Genomic DNA, 22,648 nt, shown 5'->3' with positions numbered 1-22,648 from the left:
CCCTGCAGCTGCTATTCACTTCTCAAACTCTTCACCGGGTTTGCCAGTGCCGCCTTTATTGCCTGGAAGCTGATGGTTGCCAACGCAATAATTATCGCAACAAGCCCGCCTGCAGCAAATAGCCACCAACTAATGTTGATGCGGTAAACATAATCCTGCAGCCATTGGTACATGTAATACCATGCAATAGGTGTAGCAATGGCAAAAGCAATGGCAATGAGAATGATAAATTCTTTTGAAAACAGGTAAACGATACTGCCCGCCGTGGCACCCATTACTTTACGAATGCCAACCTCCTTTATCCGCTGCACGGCCATAAACGAGGCTAAACCATATAACCCAAGGCAGCTCAGTAATATCGCGATAGCGGCAAAAATTTTATACAAAGCCGCTAACTGGTTCTCCTGTTTGTAAAAGCTTTCTATCTTTTCATCCAAAAACCGGTAATCGTAAACAAAATCTGGAAAGGTTTGCTCAAATATCTTTTTGACAGACCCTATTGTAGCCGAAATGTTTTTAGTCGACAGTTTTATCCCGGCCTGGTTGTACATGGTAACGTTTGTAGTAACAAGCAATGGTGCAAGTCCATGGCGAAAAGACCTATTATTAAAATCTTTCAGCACGCCAACAACGGTACATTTTATCTGATCATCCCATATACTTATTTCTTTGTTCAGTATATCTTCCGGCTTTTTAATGCCTAAACTTTTCAGCAGCGATTCATTCACCAAAAACTCCCTTGTCATGTTGGATGGGTGCAAGTTTCTTCCGGCTATCAGGGTTAATTTATAAGCGGGTACATACCCTTCGTCTGCAAATTTGGTGATCACCTTAAAGTCTGTTTCTTTTATGGCATGGTTAAACCGGAGCGTGTTCCATGTATCATTATTGTCTTCAACCGGGGTGTTGGAGCTGTAGCTTATCGCCTGCACGCCGTTTACGGCTAATAACTGGTTCCTTAAATAATCCAGCCTGCTGATGCGAACGCTATCTACACGGAAAGGAACATTCACAATGGCATCTTTATCAAAGCCCAGGGGTTGGTCCATAAAAAAGTTCATCTGCTGCACAATGATGAGCGTGCCGATAATAAGCGCCTGCGCGATAATGAATTGAAACACCACCAGCCCCCGGCGTAATGAAATCCCTTTTACCGTATTTGATGTTACCTTGCTCTTTAAGGCGTTAACAGGGTTGAAACGCGATAAAACGATAGAAGGGTAAAAACCCGCAAGTGCTGTTACCACAACGGTTACCGCCAGCAAAAATAAAATAATTGCAGGATTGCCGAGTATATTGAAGGACAGCGAAAGTTCTAAAAGCCGGCTTACAGAAGGCAATGCAAAAATGGTGATGACCGCTGCAAGTAACACCGCACCTGCTACGATCAAAAATGTTTCTACAATGAACTGGATCTGCAACTGGGAATCGCTGCTTCCCAAAACTTTTCTTACGCCCACTTCCTTTGCACGGTTAACTGCTTGTGCAGTGGAGAGGTTAACAAAGTTTACGCAGGCAATTAACAGGATAAACGCCGCGATGAGCCACAATACATTTAGTAATTGGTGACTGATGGTTTTGTTGCTGTAATTGCTAACCTGGGTATCATAATGTATCGCGCTTAGTGGCTGTATAATATGAGTATCCTTATTTACCGGAGATTTTACCTTTTGTGAATAGGCCCGCAATTGCTGATTGAGATCGTCGGAAGTAACATTGGGCGGCAGCAAAACATAGCAGCCAAAATCGGCTATGGTTGCATTCCATTCGGTAGATTTTGCGAGGTAGTCCCCGGTAAACCCTGTGCCAAAACTAACAACCAATTTTAGCTGAAAGTCGGAATTTGCGGGGACGCTTGCGAGGATGCCCGACACCTTCAGTACATCGGTGCCGTGTTCAAACATAAAGCCGCCCGTTTGGAGTTTGATGGTTTTACCCATGGCGGTTTTCCAGTCGCCAAAGTATCTTTCAGCGGTTTCTTTTGTCAGGAACACGTTGTCGGGGTCTTTTAACGAGGCGTACGAACCGGCAAGCAGCGGAAAATCGAATATTTTAAAAAAGGAGGGCGACGTGTAAAACAGTCCCCTTTGCTCCTTAAATGTTTTTACGGTAGTGCCGTTAGCATCGGGTATCAGCACCTGGTCATCGTGGCTTGCAAAAATTGGGGCTACTTGTTCTATTTGCTGGAAGGCAGTTTTCAGTCCTACAGGTAATGGGAAGGGGAGGTCTTTCCCATAAGAAATAGTTGCCGATTCCGCGTGGTGATATTCTGTTAACACCCTATAGATGCGGTCTTGCTTTGCGTGAAAATTATCGAAGCTTGTTTGGTATTGGATAATGATAAAGATGGTCATGCAAACGGCAATACCAACGGCCAGGCCAATAACATTAATAGCGGTATAGCTTTTATGGCGCGTTAGGTTGCGCCATGCTATTTTGAAATAATTTTTAAACATATAAATGCGATCTGATCTATCAGGAGACCACCTTTGGCTGGCTTCCTGAGACGAAACTACCGCAGTAAGCCGCGGATAACGCCCCAAATTATAAGATGGGCGCTCTTTCTTCAGATCGGTTTTATATTCGGCCGGGCTTATGCCGGTTATTTGTTTAAAAGTGCGGTTAAAAGTAGTTTTGGAATTGAAGCCCGATTCGAATGCGATACCCAGCAGGGTAATATGATCGTAACCCCGGGTCTGCATTTTCTGAACCACATCCGCAACGCGATATTCATTAATGAAATCGTTAAAGCTTTTTTTGAGCGCAGTATTGATAATGCGGGATAATTCATGCGGACCCAGCTCAAGCTTTTCGGCCAGCGAGCTTAAACTTAGTTCCGGGTCCTGGTAATAAAGGCCAGCCTTCATGGCATTCTTTAACCAAGTCCCCCTATGTTTCATGTCCTCAGGGAGCGGGGGCTTTAAAAAGGTGGGGGTTGCGGCCTGTACGCCAGCCGTCGGCCTTAAAAAAGCCACAACAGCCGTCCAAATGGTTATTGCCGCCAAAAGGAGATATAACGGATAATAATCCCTGAGGTCTGGCTGGTGGTGGTCATAAAAATAGTGTATCGCTACAAATGGGATCCACAACAGCCACAACAAGCCGAAACCGGCCAGTAAGTTACGCAGCCACTTCAATTCATACCGATGGCGGTCGCTCCCGTTAAACTTTTGCTCCCGGTAAAAGCGTTCTATTAACCTGTTAGACAAATACAGATAGGCACTGACCGACACAAACGTAAGCAGGGCTAAACTTGCCTTGACCTCCATTACCTCGGCGCCCAGTTCCAGCAATAGCGGGAAAAAGTGCAGCAGATCCTTAGGCCGAAATTTGTATTCCGGCTGGATTATTTTAAGCACATAAAAGAAGATCAATGGGCCAAGCGCCAGCGAAAATTGCAGCGGCAGACCGCTCCAATTAGCCATGTAAGTGGATAGCCCGATATCAATGCCTAAGATCCTGACTATCCACAAAACAATCGTAACCATTGCCAGTGCCAAAAAACGGTTCGCGGCTTGATTGATGCTTTTGGTAAACCATAAAAGCAGGGAAAAAGTAAGCCCGATAAATACCGTTCCGAGGAAACCGAGGTCGTACAGGGTGATATGGAATGTATAGGGAGTCAAGTTGTTCTATTGCGTCAATCTCTGTTCCAAGTTAGTAAATTTTGATCTGCAATAAATAATGATTTATTTATTGCAACTCCTGTAACGAAAGCGACATCTGGCTGTTCGATTTGGATTTCAAACAAACCAGCGAGCAATAGCCTCCTCAAGTTCATCAAGGTTCGCCCCGTTTTCAGCAGATGCCCAGGCAATAATCCCATCTGGGCGAATAAGTAGCGCGCTCAAGCCCAATTGCTCCTTCGCCCGGCCCGAAATGTACTTTATTTGATCGTTATACTTATCCCCTAAGGCCTTTTGGGAAGTGTTCTCGTTAAAATCAAGCAGTATGCCCTTACCATCGTGCATGAGTTCACCAATATTAGTGCCGTCTTCCATCTCAAAGTTGGGTACACTGTGGCCAGTTAGCGGGTGACTGCCGACAAGATAGTAGTGCGTGTTAATACCCCAAACCCTTCCTGCAAAATAGGTGGCTCCATCGCGCGTGTTCATCAAGTCGCGGATAACGGCGTTCAGCGCGCGGGCAGTGGGATCAGGTTTCATGATGGCAACCTGCGCACGTGACCAATCCAGCACCTGCGCGCCGATTGGATAACGTTCGGTATAATAACTATCCAGCAAGCCTTTCGGGGCTTTCTCATGAATGGTTGCCGCGAGCTTCCAGCCCAGGTTCATGGCATCACCCAATCCAAGGTTTAGCCCCTGGCCTCCCAATGGCGCGTGAATGTGTGCGGCATCGCCGGCTAAAAGTACCCGCCCGTTTCGGTAGTTAGTGGCCTGCCGTGCCCTGTCGGTCCAGGTGGTGGCGGTATGCAGGGCGCTGATGGTAACGTCGGTATTTGAAACACGGCGTAGAACCTCCTGCAGGTGTTCAAGCGTGATCGGCTTTTCTGAGCCGTGAAACGCCCCACCATCAAAATCCTGTATCAGCACGTAACCAGGCTGCGATTGGAGGTACATACCCGCTGGTGTCATGTTTCGCCCCGGGCTCAGCTTCTGCGGGTCGGCAATGTCGATCCGGGTGGAGTAGCCGGTAAATTCAGGTTCCGTACCGGCGAATTCAAAAGCACCAGCCTTGCGAACCACGCTACGGCTACCGTCGCAACCCACCAGCCATTTACCTTTAAATGACTGGTCGCCAGCTTGAATACTTACCTCATCGGTGCTTTGATGGAAGCCGGTAGTGGCAATCCCCCGTCTGATCTCAACGCCCAGTGCTTCGGCACGGCTGCCCAGCACCGTTTCGAGTTCCTGCATTTCAGAAATTAGACTGGGATCGGTAGAGCTCGGTAGGCGATACTCCCACTGCGAGGTGTCGATATTACCTTCGTGAAATGGAATGCCTGCGAAATGCCCTACCTGGCGCTGCCGCCCGCTTCCCGCGTTTTGGTGAGGGTTTTTAAGGCGTTTATGTAATTCGAGCTGGTTTAGCAGATTTCGGCGGTAGAGCGCCTCAATTGTTGGTGCCGAGAGCCCTCTTATGCCAAAGGGAATTTGTTTTATGGGGGAATGCGGATCTTGCGCCTTCTCAAGTATCAGGACGGAACATTTGGCCAGGGCCAGTTCGCAGGCGAGAAACAGGCCTACAGGCCCCGCGCCGGAAATGATCACATCGTGTATAGTTTGGTTTTGTGTAGCTTTCATATAAATGATTAGGCCACAAAATTCGGGAACGGGCCTGCCTTAGGCTTGTACAAACGCGACAAAATCGGTGCTTAAAGCCTGTTTGCCTTTTTTTGTCTTTCGTGCGAATGCGGCAGGCGTAGTGCCGCTGTAGCATTTAAACTCCCTGCTCAGGTGAGATTGATCTGTATAACCCAGCTCATGAGCCAAGCCGGCAAGGTTTGAATCCGGATATGCCCATAATCGGTTTCGCACCTGTTCAAAGCGCATCAGGCTGGTTACGTCTTTAACCGTATAGCCGGAAGATTGCTTGAATTTTCTTTCCAATGTACGAACCGTTGCATGAGCCGCCGCCGCTACCTGGCTTACCGGCATAATGCCTTTAGCATCCCGCATGGCATCTCCCGCCTTAGATAGCATACTGTTAATAGCAACCCGCGACCTCGCACTCAGGAAATACTGTTTTATCTCGGTCAGCGCTTCATCTATCTTTTCAGCACTAATCAGTTTGGCCAGGGTGGGTTGGAGTTGGGCGATAGGGTGCTCAAATACGCGCACCCCGTTTTTATCGGGTGATAGGCCGAGCAAATCGAACACGGTCCAGGGAAAGCACCTGATACCGATGATCTCTAAACGGTTTTTAGAGTAAAAATTAACAGGCTGATTGAGCAGTCCCATCAAAAATGGGGATGGCAGTGGCTTCAGGCCTTCGTTAGTAGAAATGCTACAGCCGTCGCCAAAGTGAAAGATAATTTCGGCATAGCCATCGGGTTGTACCTCAAACGCAGATGGTTGCTCCCCGGAATCTCTACTGTTGTACCAAAAGCACTTTATGGTATCCCGAAGCTCCTCAGGAGGTTCAAATTCTTGGTGCTGCATTTTGAAAGATAGCGTATTTGGATGTATCTGATGCAAGAAGATCAATACCTCTTGCTAAAGATAAAGCGGAGGCTTACGTTATAGCGCTCATCAGCACAATAACGGGTTTGGGTAATTATCAGTTTGGTCCTCTGCTACGTTATCAAGGCAAACAAAATCTTTTTCCACCAATAAATACATGGCGCTGTTACTGTTTTCAAAGCCAATACGGTCGGTATACACCCATTCCTCTATCATCTGGTCGGGCATATGGATGGTTATGGTATTATCCTCAAAAGTTGCCGATAAGGAATTGACCATGCCCCGGCGCAAAGCATACCGGAACACCTGGGTGCCAAAATTGGTGACTTCTTCTACGAAACCGTTCATGGCAAGTGCGGCTACATCGCTTTTAGTAAGCCGGTACCGCAGCGAATTGCCCTTTATCCTTATCTTCATAACATAATATTTCTTGTGATTGAACGGTTACCACATCGCCTATTATAATAATAGCAGGGTAGCTTAATTGATGTTGCTCTGCCAGCCATTCCAGGTTGCGGGCCATGCCAACCGCGCTACGCTGGCTTGGCAGCGATGCATGTTGAATAATAGCAGCCGGGGTATTGCCAAAGCCGGCATCTACATAGCTTTTAGATATCTCCGCCAGTTTTTTCATGCCCATATATATAACTACGGTGGCATTGCTTTGCATGGCCAGTTTCAGATCGGCTGATAGTCTGCCATCCTTCTTGGTGCCGGTTATCATCCATACGCTTTCGCTTACCGAGCGATGGGTGAGGGGAATATCCTCAAAACCGGATGCTTGCATACTGGTAATGCCCGGGATGAAATGTGTTTTAATGCCATGCTGCCTTGCATAGATGATCTCCTCGAAACCACGCCCGAAGATAAACGGGTCGCCGCCTTTAAGCCTTACTACCATGCCTTTGGTGAAAGCATAGTGGCGTATCAGCTCGTGGATGTTTTCCTGTGGGGTGTAATCGCCATACGGGCGCTTCCCAACGTACACCTTTTCGCAATCCTCGCGGCAAAGCGCCAGTAATTCGGTGTTGGCCAGATTATCATATAATACTACGTTGGCTTGCTGTAGTATTTTGTATCCCTTTACAGTTATCAGGTCCGGGTCTCCCGGGCCGGCTCCCATCACAAATAATTCGGGTTTTGTTGATTTATTTTGCATTTCGTAAAAAATTAGCGTCAAAAAATGAATTTTATCAATCTATTTATCATTTAATGGGTCTTTTTAGATGAAAATGTAATTAAAAGACAACTGAAAATGATTTATATTATATTAATTGTTCTAATTTAAGGATAAAAAACTAAAATAGCATGATTTATTTAATAAAAAATTGATGTTTTATTTCTTTTTGATGTTTTTTTAAGTTATAATTGTGATGTAAATGCATTTAAGGTCGCAATTCGATGTATTTTGCTCTAAAAAAATTGCTTTAACATATTAAAAATATCAGAATGTCAAAACCAACCATTATTGTTGCAGGAAACGGCATGGTAGGCTACAAGTTTTGCGAAAAGCTATTGGCCCGCTCATCACAGTTCCAAATAATTGTTTTTGGCGAAGAGCCCCGCCATGCTTATGATAGGGTGCATCTCAGCGAATACTTCAACGGTAAATCTGCCGACGATCTTTCGCTCTCTACCCATTCGTGGTATGCCGATAATGGTATCACACTGCACCTTGGCGATCCTATCCAGGAAATTAACCGTGTTCAAAAAACCATCCATTCTTTACAGGGCGTAACGCTGCATTACGATTACCTGGTATTAGCTACCGGTTCCTCTGCATTTGTGCCCGATATCCCGGGGATAGAAAAAGAAGGTGTATTTGTTTACCGTACTATAGAAGATCTGGAATTGATCAAGGCCTGTGCGGCTACGGCAAAGTCGGGCGCGGTAATGGGTGGCGGCTTACTGGGGCTGGAGGCTGCCAAGGCCTTGATGGATCTGGGTATAGCCGAGCCGCATGTAATTGAGTTTGCGCCAAGGTTGATGCCAAGGCAGATTGATTCTGCAGGTAGCAACATGCTGCAGCTGAAACTTAACCAGTTGGGTCTGCATATTCATTTAAATAAAAGTACAGCCGCTATAGTGGGCGATAAAAAGATAGATGCCCTGCGTTTTAACGATGACAGCCTGCTGGTGGTAGATATGCTGGTGATTTCGGCGGGGATCCGCCCGCGCGATGAACTGGCAAAACTCGCCGGTTTGCATGTGGGTACCCGTGGTGGTATTATAGTGAACGAAAAAATGCAAACCAGCGACGAGCATATTTACGCCATTGGCGAATGTGCCCTTTACGAAGGCATGATATACGGGCTGGTTGCGCCTGGTTATGAAATGGCCGACATTGTTGCCGCGCATTTAACAAAAGCCGATAAATCTTTTTACGGTTACGATATGAGCACCAAGCTTAAGCTGATAGGTGTTGATGTGGCCAGTTTCGGCGATGCTTTTATAACTGAACCTGACTGCCGTACCATATTGTTTGAGGATACGCATAAAGGCATTTACAAGCGCATTAACATCAGCAACGATGGTAAGCAGCTTTTGGGTGGTATATTAATAGGTGAAGCAGAAGCTTACAATATGTTGCTGCAAACCGTAAATAATAAAATTGTGTTGCCGCCCGATCCGGAGGATTTGATCCTGGGTTCGCGCGGTGGTGCGGCCAGCGAAGGCGCGGGTGTAATGAACCTGCCCGATGACGCGCTTATTTGTTCATGCGAGGCGGTTACCAAAGCGGCAATTTGCGGTGCGGTAAATGAGCAGGGCATTACCAATATGGATGGCATGAAAAAATGCACCAAGGCCGGTACCGGTTGCGGTGGCTGCGTGCCCCTGGTAAAAGACCTGATTGCCGGAACGATGAAGGCCAATGGCCAATACATTAAGAATGTAATATGCGAACACTTTGATTATTCGCGCCAGGAGCTTTTTGACCTGGTGAAAATAAACGGCTTGAAGAATTACGACCTGGTGCTTGATCATTATGGTAAAGGTGATGGCTGCGAAGTTTGTAAGCCGGTTGTGGCCAGTATTCTCTCCAGCTTATGGAACGATGTAATTGTAAAGCAGGAAGTGATACAGGATAGCAACGACCGTTTTTTGGCTAACATCCAAAAAGGTGGTACATATTCTGTAGTGCCGCGCATTCCCGGCGGAGAAATTACACCCGATAAACTGATAGTAATTGGGCAGGTAGCTAAACGATACGGGTTGTATACCAAAATAACCGGTGGCCAGCGTATAGATATGTTCGGCGCGCATTTGAATGATCTGCCGGCAATTTGGGAAGAACTGATTGACGCTGGTTTTGAAAGCGGGCACGCTTACGGCAAGGCCCTGCGTACGGTTAAAAGTTGCGTGGGTAGTACCTGGTGTCGTTTTGGGTTGCACGATAGTGTAACCTTCGCCATCGAAATTGAAGACAGGTATAAAGGCATTCGTGCGCCGCACAAAATAAAGGGCGGAGTAAGCGGCTGTGTACGCGAATGTGCTGAAGCGCAATCTAAAGATTTTGGTATCATCGCCACCGAAAAAGGCTGGAACTTATACGTGTGCGGCAATGGTGGTTCTAAACCGCAACACGCGCAATTACTTGCCACAGATATTGATAACGCAACGGTTATAAAATATCTCGATCGCTTTTTGATGTTCTATATCAAAACTGCCGATCAGCTTACCCGCACCGCAACCTGGTTAAACAAACTGGATGGAGGGATGAGTTATCTAAAAAACGTGGTTATTAATGATAGTTTGGGTTTGGCGGAGCAGCTGGAAGAAGAAATGCAGGCCCTGGTAAACACCTACCATTGCGAATGGAAGGAAGTGATAGAAAGCCCGACCGCACGCAAACGCTTCTCGCATTTTATAAACGCGCCCGAAGAAAAAGACCCGCACGCCCAATTTGAACCCATGCGCGAGCAGGTACGGGCTAAAGAGTGGTAGAGGGTTAACATAGCTTAACATAATTTCAATATTTACTTTATAAGTATTTGATAATCAATAATTTGATGTTTGAGTTGGGTTAACATAAATTGACACCTGATAAATATAAAAACAATGGAAACAGCGCTAACAACTAACTGGATACTGGCTTGCTATGTGGATGATGTGCCGGATAATGGCGGATCGTGTATTAAACATGGCGACGAGCAAATTGCCATCTTTAACTTTAGCCGTCGCGGCGAATGGTACGCCACCCAAAATCTTTGTCCGCATAAACAGCAGATGGCGCTTTCTCGCGGGATGATCGGTAGCGCCGGCGAAAGCTGCGAGCCAAAAGTAGCTTGTCCGTTTCACAAAAAAACATTTTCATTGCTTACCGGCGAATGCCTTGGCGAAGACGATATGGTTATTAAAACCTACCCGGTAAAGGTGGAGAACGGCAAGGTTTTTATAGGGGTTGATTAATTACAGGTTAGTATCCTGTGTTAAAGCAAATAGTTTTGCCGTATCGGTGATGCTTATTTTTTTGCCGTTAGCAATAATGGCTTCCTCCTGTATCATTTCATTAACCACCCTAAAAACGGTTTCGTAGGTAGCGCCCGCGTAGGAGGCCAGGTCCTGCCGCGTTAGTTCTATATTTACATGCCCCTGCTCGTTTGTTCCAAATTGCTCTTGAAGAGATATCAACGCCTGCGCTACCCGCCCCTTCACCGACATGTGCGCCAGGTTCCGCATTTTACGTTCAGCCTCTTTCAGTTCCTCGGCAAAAAATAACATCAGATCATAAGTAAAGCTTGGGTTTACTTTTAAACTGGCCTCAAAAAATTCCATATCTACGTAGCATATCAGGCTTTCTTCTAAAGCGGTGGCCGAGATGGGGTAATTGGTAGCTTGTTTGCCCAGTACCCTGTGGCCAAAAATGGCGCCTTTATTAGCAAAGCGAATAATGAGCTCTTTATCGGCCCCCCATTTCTTGTGTACTTTTACATTGCCCTCGTAAACAAAATAAATGCCAGTAACCGGGTCTCCTTCGCTAAAAATCACCTGCCCTTTCTTGGCAACAAAGTTTTTTTTGTTGGCGGCAACCGCTGGCAGCCACTCCTTTACGCAGCTTCGGCACAAAAAGCATGACTGGTTATCGCACTGGGTGTTTTTTTTCATTTGTTTCGCTGTTTTCGCGCTTTTTGTGAGCTAAATTATAAAAAATAGGTGTTTTCTTAGTGTTTTTAGTGTGATATGCATGTAAAATATTAATTACATCATAAAATTTTAATCAAAAATACACTTTTGTATGGCTGTAAAATTATCAAAACTATATTTTGAGCAATTTTTATTGATAGTTATTTAGGTTTTTGATAAAAAATGACTTATTGTATGATTTTAATCATAAAAATTGATTTTAAAACTATGAAAGTTGCTTTTATTCATTAATTATGATATATTTATAATAATAAATCATTTAAAAAAACAGCAATAGCCCCTGCCTATGATGAAAATAGAAAAGTAACAAAAAAGCCCTGCCGGGAGGTCGCATTCCCAGACAGGGTTAAACAGTTTTTAATCGCTTTAACAAATAAAAAACCAAACCAAATGTATAAAAATGTACGTTATAAAATCATAATATTTGCCGTATTTTTAATTATCGGCAGTTTTCAAATTACCACTGTAAAGGCTCAGTTTAGCTTGGTTGGGCAACTGCGCGTACGCGCCGAAGACCGCAACGGCTATGGTAACCTTGTACTAAAAGGCGCAAAAAATGCCAACTTTATTTCGCAACGCACACGCTTAAATTTTGGCTACAAATGGGATCTGCTAACCTTTGGCGTTAGTGTACAGGATATACGCGTATGGGGCGCCGATGCTTCTACCATATCGCTGGCAGATGGAAACCGCTTTATGCTGCACGAGGGCTGGGCAGAATTAACCCTGGCAAACAAAGCCGATACAAATGTAAGATTCAAGTTATTAGACATGCTTACCTTAAAAATAGGTCGGCAGGAATTGATCTACGACGATTCTCGCCTTATTGGTAACCTCGATTGGCTACAGCAGGCGCGCCAACACGATATGGCCTTATTAAAGGCAGTGCACCACGGCTGGCAGGTAGACCTTGGCGTTGCATACAACCAAAATACCGATGCCGCCGGTATAACCAACAGTAATTATTTGCCGGGTAACTTGCCAGCTTATATTAAAAACAGCGCAGGTACGCTTGTACCGCTTCCGGCGGGCATGGTTCCGTTAGCAACCGGTGGCAGTGCGGCAAATAACAGTTCAAAAGCAGGAACGCCGGTGTTTACCAACCCCGCGGGTACTAATGGTGCAACGCAAAATTATAAGTCGTTCACCAGCTTATACATCAGCAAAAAAATCGATCAAACTAAGCTATCGATATTGCTTTTCAACGATAATTTTGGCAAATACCGCCTGGATTCGGTAGGAGCCGCAGCCACAGGATATGTTTATGGCCGTCGCTTTGTACCGAATGGGGCTGCCGATACCTATGATTATGGTATTAACAGGCGTTATACTTATGGTTTAATGCTTAGCCCTACAATAGGTAACGCATCGGGTTTTGGTAAGATAGCTGTGCAGGCTGCCTACTACCGCCAATCTGGTAAAGATAGAGACGAGAAAAAGATGAACGCCTATCATTATACTATAGCGGCCACCTATCAAAAAGGCCTTTTCAGCATAACGCCGGGTTACGATGTAGTTTCGGGCACTTCAACTTCTGATATCGCAGCAGGAAAAAACAACTCATTCGACCCATTGTACGGCACCCCGCACAAGTTTTGGGGCTACATGGATTATTTTTATGCAGGCACCGGAGCGCCTAAGGGCGGGTTAAACAACCCTTACCTAAAATTCAAATACACCGCAAATACTTTCGCTTTAGGGCTCGATCTGCATTCGTTTTCACTTAACAAGGATATGAAAAAGGCCGACGGAACAGTTATTGGCAAAAACCTGGGTAAAGAAGGCGATCTACTGTTCAGTTATACCGCAAACAAGTTTACCAATATAGAATTTGGTTACTCGCTGATGAAAGGTACCGATAACCTACCCTTTGCTAAAGCGCAGGCAGTAAACGATGCTACTGCGGCCACATTTAATAAAACTGCCACCTGGGCATATGTGATGATAAAATTCACTCCCGACTTTTTTTACGCCAAACCGGTTGCCATTAAACAATAATTTAAACAACATAAACTACCCCTACAATGAATATATACATACAAAAATATTGCAAGCCCGCACTGTTGTTGAGCTTGTGCATACTGATCCTGGCAAGCGGCGCTGCCGCCAGGCCACCTAAAAGGGTTATTAAACTGGGTTTTATTCCATTAACAGATTGTGCTCCCCTGGTTATTGCAAAAGAGATGGGCTTTTTTGCAAAGTACGGAGTTGATGTGCAACTGTCTAAAGAAGCGTCGTGGGCGGTGATCCGCGATAAAATTTTAAATGGCGAGCTGGATGCCGCGCATTGCCTTTTCTCGATGCCGTTCTCGGTTTATACAGGCATAGGCGGCAAGGCCGGGTCTGAAATGAAGATAGCCATGATACTGAGTAATAACGGCCAGGCCATTACGCTTTCTAAAGATTTTTGTGGACTGGTTGGTTTCAGAGATATTAAAAAAGTATCGGCGGCCATTAAATCTGTAAAAGCGCGCAAAGAGGTAACCTTTGCCATGACGTTCCCGGGAGGCACACATGATATATGGCTGCGTAACTGGCTGGCAGCGTGCGGCGTTAATTCAAAATCGGTTGGTATTATCACCATACCGCCGCCGCAGATGGTAGCTAATATGCGGGTTGATAATATGGAAGGTTTTAGCGTAGGCGAACCGTGGAATGGCGTAGCTGCCACCCAGGGTATTGGCTTTACACAGATCTCCAGTCAGGATATCTGGAAAAACCATCCCGAAAAAGCGCTTGTAGCTAATAAAGCTTTCGCCGAAACCGATAAGGAAGACCTGAAAAATGTAATGAAGGCCCTTATTGATGCCTGTAAATGGCTTGATGTGATGAGCAACCGTAAAAAAGCGGCGCTGCTGCTAAGCAAACCAAATTATGTAAATGCGCCGGTACAGGTAATTGAGGCCCGCTTAATGGGTTCTACAGAAATTGGCTGCGATATGGGCGTACAAAAGTATAAAGACGACTATATGATGTTTTACAATAACGGTGTGGTAAATACGCCAAAGCTATCGTACGGTATATGGTTTATGGCTCAGTATATGCGTTTTGGCATGATCAGCAATGCACCGGATTATAATGCAGTAGCACAAAAATTAATTATGAGCGACCTGTACAACGAGGTTGCCAAAAGCATGGCCGTACCCATACAGGAGGATATGAAACCCTTTAAAACCAATTTGGAGACGATCGTATTCGACCCGAAAAATCCTGCGCCATACATAGCAGGTTCAAAAAAATAGTTAGTAGTTAATTGAGGTAGATTTTTGCCGGGTGCTGTTTATCCCGGCAAAATTTGCTAAAAAACTTAAAATGATATGAAGAATTTATTTTCGATAAAAACAGCGGTATCGGTAATGTATTTTGTGGCAGGCATGGTAATTATGGGCGGTATTTGGGCCCTGATAGCCAAGCTTACCAAAAACGAGATCCCAACGCCACTGGCTACCTGGGCGGTATTTAAAGAGGTGATACAGCAACCTTTTCAAAATGATGCCGACCAGAAAGGTATCATGACCAAGCTGCTAAGCTCGCTGGCCCGCGTGGGTATTGGTTTTGGCTTAGGCAGCCTGTTCGCTATACCTATTGGGCTTATAATGGGCAGCAGCAAAATAGCCATGCGCATTATTAACCCGATGGTGCAAATTTTAAAACCTGTTTCGCCGCTTGCCTGGTTCCCACTTGGATTGGCCATTTTTCAGGACTCGCCAAAGGCCAGCATCTTCATGATCTTTATCTGCTGTATCTGGCCAACGTTAATTAACGCCGCTTTTGGCGCATCCCATATCCCTCAGGATCATAAAAACGTGAGCAAAGCCTTCGGTTTTTCTACCTGGAGCTACCTCAGCAAAATACTGTTGCCCTTTAGTTTGCCACATATTATTACCGGGCTCAGGCTCTCTATTGGTATTGCGTGGATGGTTATAGTTGCCGGCGAAATGCTATCAGGCGGAATAGGGCTGGGCAATTTTGTTTGGGAAGAAGGATTTAACGGGGGCAGCGTAGCCAAAATTTTGGTGGCGATAATTATCATAGGAATAGTAGGCTCCCTGCTGGATATGTGTTTCACCTGGCTGCAAAAGAAATTCTCATACGCGGCTTAAAAATTAAGATTCATTTTTTAAAACATAATTTATGAGTAAAGCATCAACCATATCACTAACAGAGGAAGGCGTTTCGGTAACTACCGAAGAGCTTTTTGAGCAGGATATTAAACCGGTTAGCATCCAAATAAGCAATGTTACCGTTAGCTTTAAAACTCCTAAAGGGGTATACACCGCTGTAAAGGAGATAGATCTAACGGTACGTAAAGGCGAAATAGTGGCCCTGATAGGGCACTCGGGCTGCGGCAAATCAACCCTGATGAGCACCATAAGCGGCATGGTAAAGCCTACCAGTGGCGAAGTATTTGCTAATGGCAAAAAAGTAACCTCACCCGGGCCGGATAGGGGGATAGTTTTTCAAAACTATTCGTTGCTCCCCTGGCTTACGGTTTATAAAAACATTTATGTTGCGGTTGATGCCGCATTGAAAGACAAAACATCGGCCGAAAAAACGGAACTGGTGGAAACCAACCTTAAAATGGTTAACTTATGGGAGCATAAGGACAAGTTACCCGGCCAGCTATCGGGCGGTATGAAACAGCGCGTTGCCATCGCACGTGCCTTTTCAATCAATCCCAAAATACTGTTGCTTGACGAGCCCTTCGGCGCGCTCGACGCTTTAACAAAAAGCAGTATGCATATCGAATTGCTGAAGCTTTGGGTGATGGACAACAGGCAAAAGACCATCATTATGGTAACGCATGATATTGAAGAAGCCATATTTTTATCAGACAGGGTAGTGGTGATGAATAACGGCCCGGCGGCTACCATCAAAGAAATTGTTGACATACCGCTGAGCCGCCCCCGCAATAAAAAGGATATTGTACACGACCCCGCATATATTAAAATACACGATAAATTACTAAACCTGTTGATAGATAAGTTTTCTATCGCGGATATATAACAGGTGCATTAACAAAAAAAACAAAACAGCCCAATCATGAATCAAACGGCACAACCACTTACCAAACTCAAAATATTCTCGTTAACCGGGGTGCAAATGCGCACCTTCCACACCACCTGGCTCATGTTCTTTGTGTGCTTTTTTGGCTGGTTTGGCCTGGCACCGCTGATGCCTACCATCCGCGCCGAACTACATTTAACAAAAGGGCAGGTGGGTAATACTATTATCGCATCGGTGGCTGCTACCATTATCGCCCGCCTGATTATTGGCAAGCTTTGCGATACCTGGGGCCCCCGCAAAACAGCGGTGAGGCTTTTACTGGTTGGCTGCCTGCCGGTGTTTTTGGTAGGCCTGGCACACGATTATACTTCTTTCCTGCTGTTCAGGCTGGCTATTGGGGTTATTGGGGCATCGTTTGTTATTACGCAGTTTCATACCTCTATGATGTTTGCGCCGAACATAAAGGGCACGGCAAACGCGGTAACCGGTGGCTGGGGTAACCTGGGCGGCGGGGTAACCAATATGCTGATGCCGGTAATATTTGCCGCCATTGTTGGTTTTGGATATACCAAAGCAGAAGCCTGGCGCTACGCCATGATAGTGCCGGGGATGATGATGCTGGTTATGGCTTTTTTATACTGGAGATATACTAAGGATACCCCTAACGGTAATTACGATGAAATTGGCTACACCAAAGCAAACTCCGCAAAAACCGATTGGTCTATCCTTGGCGACTGGCGCATCTGGGCACTTACCCTGGCTTATGCCATGTGCTTTGGTATGGAGATCACTTTTGATAACGTAGCATCGCTGCACTTTGTAGATACCTTTAAACTCTCGCAAAGCTCGGCTGGTTTCTGGGCCGGTATCTTCGGTTTCATGAACATTTTTGCCCGTGCGCTGGGCGGTATCGTATCAGATAAAGTAGGCGGCAAATTCGGTATGCGCGGCAAAGGCTTGTTATTAGCCGGCGTGTTGTTGCTGGAAGGTGCCGGGCTGGTACTGTTTGCTCATTCGGGTTCGCTGGTAATGGCTATTGTATCTATGCTAACGTTCGCGCTGTTCCTCAAAATGTCTAACGGTGCCACTTATGGCATTGTGCCATTTGTAAACGCTAAAAATGTAGGACTGGTAAGCGGGATTGTGGGTGCCGGCGGGAATCTTGGAGGTATGATGTTCGGCTTTTTATTCAAGTCGGAATCTATTACTTACGTACAGGCATTTACCTATATCGGTTACGCGGTTATCGCGGTATCGGTAATTGTACTCATCACCCGGTTTCAGAAACAACCCTTGCTTCTAAAACAGGTCGAAGAGCCTGCTTTAGAAGCAAGCATCGCTTAACAAATACTATTTGATAACAATGTCTAAAGCAAAACTATCCGCTCATACTCAAAAAAGTACCTGCTGCTATTGCGGGGTGGGTTGCGGCGTTGTTATCAATAAGCAAAAAAACGGCAGTATAACGCTGGAGGGTGATACAAATCACCCGGTAAATAAGGGAATGCTTTGCAGCAAGGGATTAAACCTGCACTACACCGCTAACGATAAAACCGACAGGCTGCTGTACCCGCAAATGCGTTACAGCAAAAGCATGCCTATACAAAGGGTAAGCTGGGATGATGCCCTGGCACGTACAGCAGCGGTTTTTAAAACTTTTATTCAAAAATACGGGCCCGAATCGGTCGCGTTTTATGCATCGGGGCAATGCCTTACCGAGGAGTATTACGTGGTGAACAAACTGATGAAGGGCTTCATCGGCAGTAATAATATTGATACCAATTCGCGCCTGTGCATGAGCAGCGCGGTGGCCGCCTATAAAATAGCTTTGGGCGAGGACAGCGTACCGGTTTGCTACGATGATATTGAGCTTGCCGATTGCTTTTATGTAACAGGTGCCAACCCGGCCTGGTGCCATCCTATTTTATGGAGAAGGGTAGAAGCGCATAAGGCAGCCAACCCGGGCGTAAAGATCATTGTGGTAGACCCGCGCGCCACCGATACCTGCGGCATTGCCGACTTGCACCTGCAGCTGACCCCGGGTACCGATATTACGCTTAATCATGCTATTGGCCGTGTGCTGATAGAAAATGGCGATATCGATGTGAATTTTATCACCAACCATGCCGATGGCTTTGAGCAATACAGTCGCTTGGTATTTGAACGCAGCGTGGCCGAAGCAGCACAGATCTGCGGCATACCCGAACGCGATATTCGCCTTGCCGCCCAATACATAGGGCAGGCCAAAGGCTTTATCTCTATGTGGACGATGGGGCTAAACCAGAGCAGCATTGGGGTAAACAAAAATTTAAGCCTTATAAACCTAAATTTAATAACCGGGCACATTGGTAAGCCGGGCTCGGGCCCGCTATCATTAACCGGGCAGCCAAATGCAATGGGCGGGCGCGAAGTTGGCGGGTTAGCCAACCTGCTGCCCGCTCATCGCAACCTGGCCAATCCGCTGCACCGTGCGGAAGTACAAAAGTTTTGGGGTGGGACAGAAATTGCCGCCAAGCCGGGGCTTACCGCTATCGAGATGTTTGAGGCGCTGAACGATGGCCGCTTAAAAGCCATCTGGATAATGTGTACCAACCCACTTACCAGCTTGCCCAATGTACGTTTGGCAGAGGAGGCGCTCAAAAAAGCGAAGTTTGTGGTGGTACAGGAGGTGAGTAATAAGCCCGAAACTTTGGCTTACGCCGATGTGATACTCCCTGCCGCTGCCTGGGCCGAGAAGGAGGGCACTATGACTAACTCTGAAAGGCGCATTAGCTATTTAGAAAAGATTTTAGATGCACCCGGCGAGGCGCTGCCCGATAGCGAGATCATTTGTCGCTTTGCACAAAAAATGGGCTATAAAGGCTTTGATTTTAAAAACGCAGCCGAAATTTATGCCGAACATGCCAAACTCACCGCGAAAACAACCATTGACATTAGCGGGCTGAGCTACGAGATATTAAAACAACAGGGCACTGTACAATGGCCCTATAAAGCAAAAAAGGGAACAGGGACACCGCGTTTATTCACCGATAAACGCTTTTATACCGAAAATAAAAACGCCATCATTAGCGCCGTGCCCGATGCCCTGACCAGCGAACTGCCCGATAGCACTTACCCGTTTATCCTTACCACCGGCCGCATCCGCGATCAGTGGCACACCATGAGCAAAACAGGTAAGGTTAATAAGCTGAACCAGCACATTAAGCAAGCGTTCTTAGAGATCCACCCGCAGGATGCCGCGCAATTGGGCATCAAAGAGGGCGAGGTAGCGGTTATTACATCCCGCAGGGGCGAGGTAAGGGTAAAGGCAAAGCTATCCGCAGAAATAAAACAAGGCGTAGTGTTTATGCCGATGCATTGGGGTAAAATATTGGGTAATGATCTTAACCGCGTAAACAACTTAACCAACGATGCGGTAGACCCTATTTCCAAAGAACCTGATTTTAAGTATTGCGCGGTAAGCGTTCAAAAATATAAAAAGCCTTTCCAGCGGATTGTAGTGGTTGGGGCCGGGGCCGGGTCTTATGGTTTCGTTAAATCGTACCGGGAACTGAATAAAGATGATGAGATCACCATTTTTAGCAAGGAGGATTTTCCGTTCTACAACCGGGTAATGCTGCCCGATTATATTAGCGGCGAGCAGCGCTGGGAGCAACTGGTTAAAATGACCGATGAGGAAGAACCGGGCTACAATATTCGTCTGCTGCGCGGCGTAAGCGTAGAAAAAATAGACCGCGTAAACAAATTCGTGATAGATAGCCGTGGCGTAAAAACTTATTACGATGTATTGCTGCTGGCAACCGGCAGCCGGGCATCTGTCCCCAAAAACGTACCGTCGCTGCCCGGTATATTTACTATGCGTAACCGTAACGATGCCGATAACTTTAAAAGGCACGTGCCCAGGGGCGGGCATGTGGTTATTGTTGGCGGCGGCTTGTTAGGGCTGGAAATGGCCGCCTCGCTCCGCGAGATCGGTATCACCATCACCATTATCCAGCGAACTTCGCGGTTTTTAAACCGGCAGCTTGATGAATTGGGCAGCCGGTTGCTGCACGAGGAAATGGCCGACCAGGGCTGCGATATTTTTTACGATGATGAGGTGCAGCTGTTCTTCGGCAGATCCAAATTAACAGGCATAGGGCTAAGGAGCGGGCGCAAAATAAACTGCGATGCCATGATACTGGCCATTGGTACCACGCCCAACCTGGAGATAGCCAAAGATTGTGGCTTGGATTGCAAGCGCGGCGTTTTGGTAAATGAACGCCTGCTCACCAGCGACCCATCCATCTACGCCATTGGCGAGATAGCCGAATTTAACGGAACTTTGTACGGCATAACCGCCGCCGCCGAGCAACAGGCAGAAGTGGTTGCCGCTTATATGAACGGTGATATTGCAAGCTATTATAAAGGCAGCCTGTTCATGAATATCATCAAGATCCACGGGTTCGACCTGTGCAGTATTGGTTTGTCTGACTGCCCGGACGATAAGGATTATGAGGAGATCGTATTTATTGATAAGGCCAAGCGCTATTACAAAAAATGCATCATCCACCAGGATAAGTTGGTAGGCACCATATTGGTGGGCGACAAAAGCGAGTTTTTAGAATTTAAGGAACTGATAGCCAACAAAACTGAACTGAGCGATAAACGACTAAAGCTGCTTCGCAGCGGCAAAACTGCCGAGCCTGTTTTAGGTAAGCTGGTTTGCAGCTGCAACAACGTAGGTGCGGGTAATATCCGCAACAAAATAAACGCGGGCTGCGATAATTTAACCAGCCTTTGCACAGCCACAGGTGCCGGCATGGGTTGTGGCAGTTGCAAGCCCGAGGTAAAACGGTTACTGGAAGAAATGCAAACAGTTAGCGCGGTATGATGCAAAGCAACAATAAAAAGCAGATCAAAATAAATTTACCGGGTGGCGTAGTTGCCGCCGGTGATTTGTATGAAATATTGGTATTGGCCCAAAATGCTCATGCCACGCATATTCGGTTTGGCAACCGCCAGCAATTGTATTTCGAGATCGATGGCGATGAGCTGGAGGCTTTGGATACTGAACTGCTGAACGCCGGTGTTGATTATGAAGCGAACACCGCCGAATATCCCAACATTGTAAGCTCTTACATTGCCGACGGTATTTTTAACCAGGAGAACTGGTTGAAGGAGGGTGTTTACAAGGATGTTTTCGACTTGTTTGATTATAAGCCTCTCCTCAAAATAAACATTGTTGATAGCAGCCAAACCTTTGCTCCTTTTTTTACCGGCAACCTTAATTTTATAGCATCATCGGTAAGTAATTACTGGTATCTGCAGATCAGGTACCCTAAAACCAATGTTGTATATAGCTGGCCCTCTTTAATTTATTCTGAGGATATCCCCGCAGTAGCCAAAGCGATAGAGGAATTGATATTTGCCAATAAGCAGCTGTTTTATGATCAGCCTGAGATCAACTCATTGTTGCTGCATCAAATGGTAACTGCCGACCGTGATTTTGTGATCCAGCAGATAGATCAGCCGTTAAAACTGCCCGATTTTCAGTTACCGTATTACGAAGGTTTTAACAAGCAGGGCAACAAATACTGGCTGGGTATATATCGCCGCGATGAGCTTTTTGCTATTGAACTGTTAAAAGAAATTTGTAATTTATGTATGCAAACCCGTATAGGACAGTTATACATCAGCCCCTGGAAATCTTTACTGATCAAAAATATCGAACCCGCCGATCGCCCTTTATGGGGCAATATCCTTAATAAATACCGGGTGAATATCCGTCACGCATCCAACGAACTCAACTGGCAGGTAGAGGACCTGTGCAGCCAATGCCTGCAGCTTAAACAACAACTGGTGCGAGAATTTGAGGAGGCCGACCTGCGTACTTATCGCCTTAGCTTTGTAATAAAGCGGTCGCCAAAATCAGGTCTTTACGGGTCTATCATTATCCGCGTACGCGGCACCGATCTGTACGAAATATCCCATACGCAGGATTTTAACCCCAATACCAAGGAAGTGATCGTGTACCGCCAAGGGGTTCCGGCTAATGAACTCAGCGTACATCTGATGGCGCTTTGTAGTGAGTTTTATGCCAGGCAAAGTACGGAATTAAAGCAGGTAGCTACCATTCCCATCGACGAGGCACCCGAAGCCAAAGGTACCACCTTACATCAATGCAGCGATTGCCTAACCATTTACGATGAGGCCTATGGTGATGAGTACAACGGCATTTCGCCTGGTGTGCCATTTGCCGGTTTAACTAATTACGAATGCCCGGTTTGCGGATCGACGAAAGACGCGTTTAAACCGGTTTTAATAGAGGGAAACAAATTCTCGTATTCGGCTTCACTTTAGCGATAATA

Annotated in this window: 15 protein-coding genes; 9 read left to right on the top strand and 6 right to left on the bottom strand. The window is 46.1% G+C overall.

Annotated features, from left to right (window positions below; genetic code table 11):
* Positions 1-11: 11 nt before the first annotated feature.
* From ABIX36_RS01795 to cobA, 5 genes are all read right to left on the bottom strand, one after another.
* Complete coding sequence (locus ABIX36_RS01795; RefSeq protein WP_348080447.1) at positions 12-3,626, bottom strand: ABC transporter permease; 3,615 nt, start codon at positions 3,624-3,626, stop codon at positions 12-14.
* A 117-nt stretch (positions 3,627-3,743) separates the two neighbouring features.
* A complete protein-coding gene (locus tag ABIX36_RS01790) occupies positions 3,744-5,267 on the bottom strand; it encodes an FAD-dependent monooxygenase (protein WP_348080446.1) in 1,524 nt (507 codons plus the stop codon).
* 39 nt (positions 5,268-5,306) lie between these two features.
* The gene (locus ABIX36_RS01785; RefSeq protein WP_348080445.1) at positions 5,307-6,125 is read right to left on the bottom strand and encodes a helix-turn-helix domain-containing protein; all 819 of its coding nucleotides are present in this window, start codon (positions 6,123-6,125) and stop codon (positions 5,307-5,309) included.
* A 90-nt stretch (positions 6,126-6,215) separates the two neighbouring features.
* Positions 6,216-6,563, bottom strand: a complete 348-nt coding sequence (locus ABIX36_RS01780) for a hypothetical protein (RefSeq protein ID WP_348080444.1) — start codon at positions 6,561-6,563, stop codon at positions 6,216-6,218.
* A complete protein-coding gene (gene cobA / locus ABIX36_RS01775) occupies positions 6,517-7,305 on the bottom strand; it encodes a uroporphyrinogen-III C-methyltransferase (RefSeq protein ID WP_348080443.1) in 789 nt (262 codons plus the stop codon). The genes ABIX36_RS01780 and cobA overlap by 47 nt, the downstream gene beginning before the upstream one ends.
* Positions 7,306-7,595: 290 nt before the next feature.
* Between cobA and nirB the strand changes: the two genes are divergently transcribed.
* Together nirB and nirD are read left to right on the top strand one after the other, a co-directional pair.
* The gene (gene nirB, locus ABIX36_RS01770; protein ID WP_348080442.1) at positions 7,596-10,091 is read left to right on the top strand and encodes a nitrite reductase large subunit NirB; all 2,496 of its coding nucleotides are present in this window, start codon (positions 7,596-7,598) and stop codon (positions 10,089-10,091) included.
* A gap of 114 nt (positions 10,092-10,205) precedes the next feature.
* Positions 10,206-10,556, top strand: a complete 351-nt coding sequence (gene nirD, locus ABIX36_RS01765; protein WP_348080441.1) for a nitrite reductase small subunit NirD — start codon at positions 10,206-10,208, stop codon at positions 10,554-10,556.
* Here the strand turns inward: nirD and ABIX36_RS01760 are convergent, their stop codons facing one another.
* Positions 10,557-11,252, bottom strand: coding sequence for a Crp/Fnr family transcriptional regulator (locus ABIX36_RS01760; RefSeq protein WP_348080440.1), 696 nt, complete (start codon positions 11,250-11,252; stop codon positions 10,557-10,559).
* 429 nt (positions 11,253-11,681) lie between these two features.
* On the opposite strand from ABIX36_RS01760, the gene ABIX36_RS01755 reads away from it, so the two are divergent.
* The 7 genes from ABIX36_RS01755 (at position 11,682) to ABIX36_RS01725 (ending at position 22,640) form a co-directional block, all read left to right on the top strand.
* Complete coding sequence (locus ABIX36_RS01755; RefSeq protein ID WP_348080439.1) at positions 11,682-13,289, top strand: alginate export family protein; 1,608 nt, start codon at positions 11,682-11,684, stop codon at positions 13,287-13,289.
* A 26-nt stretch (positions 13,290-13,315) separates the two neighbouring features.
* A complete protein-coding gene (locus tag ABIX36_RS01750) occupies positions 13,316-14,533 on the top strand; it encodes a CmpA/NrtA family ABC transporter substrate-binding protein (RefSeq protein WP_348080438.1) in 1,218 nt (405 codons plus the stop codon).
* 75 nt (positions 14,534-14,608) lie between these two features.
* Positions 14,609-15,394, top strand: coding sequence for an ABC transporter permease subunit (locus tag ABIX36_RS01745; protein WP_348080437.1), 786 nt, complete (start codon positions 14,609-14,611; stop codon positions 15,392-15,394).
* Between the two features lie 31 nt (positions 15,395-15,425).
* Positions 15,426-16,298, top strand: coding sequence for an ABC transporter ATP-binding protein (locus tag ABIX36_RS01740; RefSeq protein WP_348080436.1), 873 nt, complete (start codon positions 15,426-15,428; stop codon positions 16,296-16,298).
* 36 nt (positions 16,299-16,334) lie between these two features.
* Positions 16,335-17,642 (top strand): MFS transporter, encoded by a 1,308-nt coding sequence (locus tag ABIX36_RS01735; protein ID WP_348080435.1) that lies wholly within the window; start codon positions 16,335-16,337, stop codon positions 17,640-17,642.
* 19 nt (positions 17,643-17,661) lie between these two features.
* Complete coding sequence (locus ABIX36_RS01730) at positions 17,662-21,171, top strand: molybdopterin-dependent oxidoreductase (RefSeq protein ID WP_348080434.1); 3,510 nt, start codon at positions 17,662-17,664, stop codon at positions 21,169-21,171.
* Positions 21,168-22,640: a rubredoxin gene (locus ABIX36_RS01725; RefSeq protein WP_348080433.1), complete on the top strand. Its 1,473-nt coding sequence runs from the start codon at positions 21,168-21,170 to the stop codon at positions 22,638-22,640. The genes ABIX36_RS01730 and ABIX36_RS01725 overlap by 4 nt, the downstream gene beginning before the upstream one ends.
* Positions 22,641-22,648: the final 8 nt, after the last annotated feature.

Origin of the sequence: Mucilaginibacter sp., from assembly GCF_039925265.1 — a bacterium.
GTDB lineage: Bacteria > Bacteroidota > Bacteroidia > Sphingobacteriales > Sphingobacteriaceae > Mucilaginibacter.
The sequence above is the reverse complement of the archived record's forward strand: the minus strand, read 5'-3'. Positions and strand labels throughout refer to the sequence as shown.

Bases quoted from the DNA above. Each gene is read 5' to 3' on its own strand.
- nirD (WP_348080441.1), top strand. From the start codon at position 10,206: ATGGAAACAGCGCTAACAACTAACTGGATACTGGCTTGCTATGTGGAT.
- ABIX36_RS01750 (WP_348080438.1), top strand. From the start codon at position 13,316: ATGAATATATACATACAAAAATATTGCAAGCCCGCACTGTTGTTGAGC.
- ABIX36_RS01790 (WP_348080446.1), bottom strand. From the start codon at position 5,267: ATGAAAGCTACACAAAACCAAACTATACACGATGTGATCATTTCCGGC.
- nirB (WP_348080442.1), top strand. From the start codon at position 7,596: ATGTCAAAACCAACCATTATTGTTGCAGGAAACGGCATGGTAGGCTAC.
- ABIX36_RS01730 (WP_348080434.1), top strand. From the start codon at position 17,662: ATGTCTAAAGCAAAACTATCCGCTCATACTCAAAAAAGTACCTGCTGC.
- ABIX36_RS01780 (WP_348080444.1), bottom strand. From the start codon at position 6,563: ATGAAGATAAGGATAAAGGGCAATTCGCTGCGGTACCGGCTTACTAAA.
- ABIX36_RS01740 (WP_348080436.1), top strand. From the start codon at position 15,426: ATGAGTAAAGCATCAACCATATCACTAACAGAGGAAGGCGTTTCGGTA.
- ABIX36_RS01755 (WP_348080439.1), top strand. From the start codon at position 11,682: ATGTATAAAAATGTACGTTATAAAATCATAATATTTGCCGTATTTTTA.
- cobA (WP_348080443.1), bottom strand. From the start codon at position 7,305: ATGCAAAATAAATCAACAAAACCCGAATTATTTGTGATGGGAGCCGGC.
- ABIX36_RS01725 (WP_348080433.1), top strand. From the start codon at position 21,168: ATGATGCAAAGCAACAATAAAAAGCAGATCAAAATAAATTTACCGGGT.
- ABIX36_RS01760 (WP_348080440.1), bottom strand. From the start codon at position 11,252: ATGAAAAAAAACACCCAGTGCGATAACCAGTCATGCTTTTTGTGCCGA.
- ABIX36_RS01745 (WP_348080437.1), top strand. From the start codon at position 14,609: ATGAAGAATTTATTTTCGATAAAAACAGCGGTATCGGTAATGTATTTT.
- ABIX36_RS01785 (WP_348080445.1), bottom strand. From the start codon at position 6,125: ATGCAGCACCAAGAATTTGAACCTCCTGAGGAGCTTCGGGATACCATA.
- ABIX36_RS01735 (WP_348080435.1), top strand. From the start codon at position 16,335: ATGAATCAAACGGCACAACCACTTACCAAACTCAAAATATTCTCGTTA.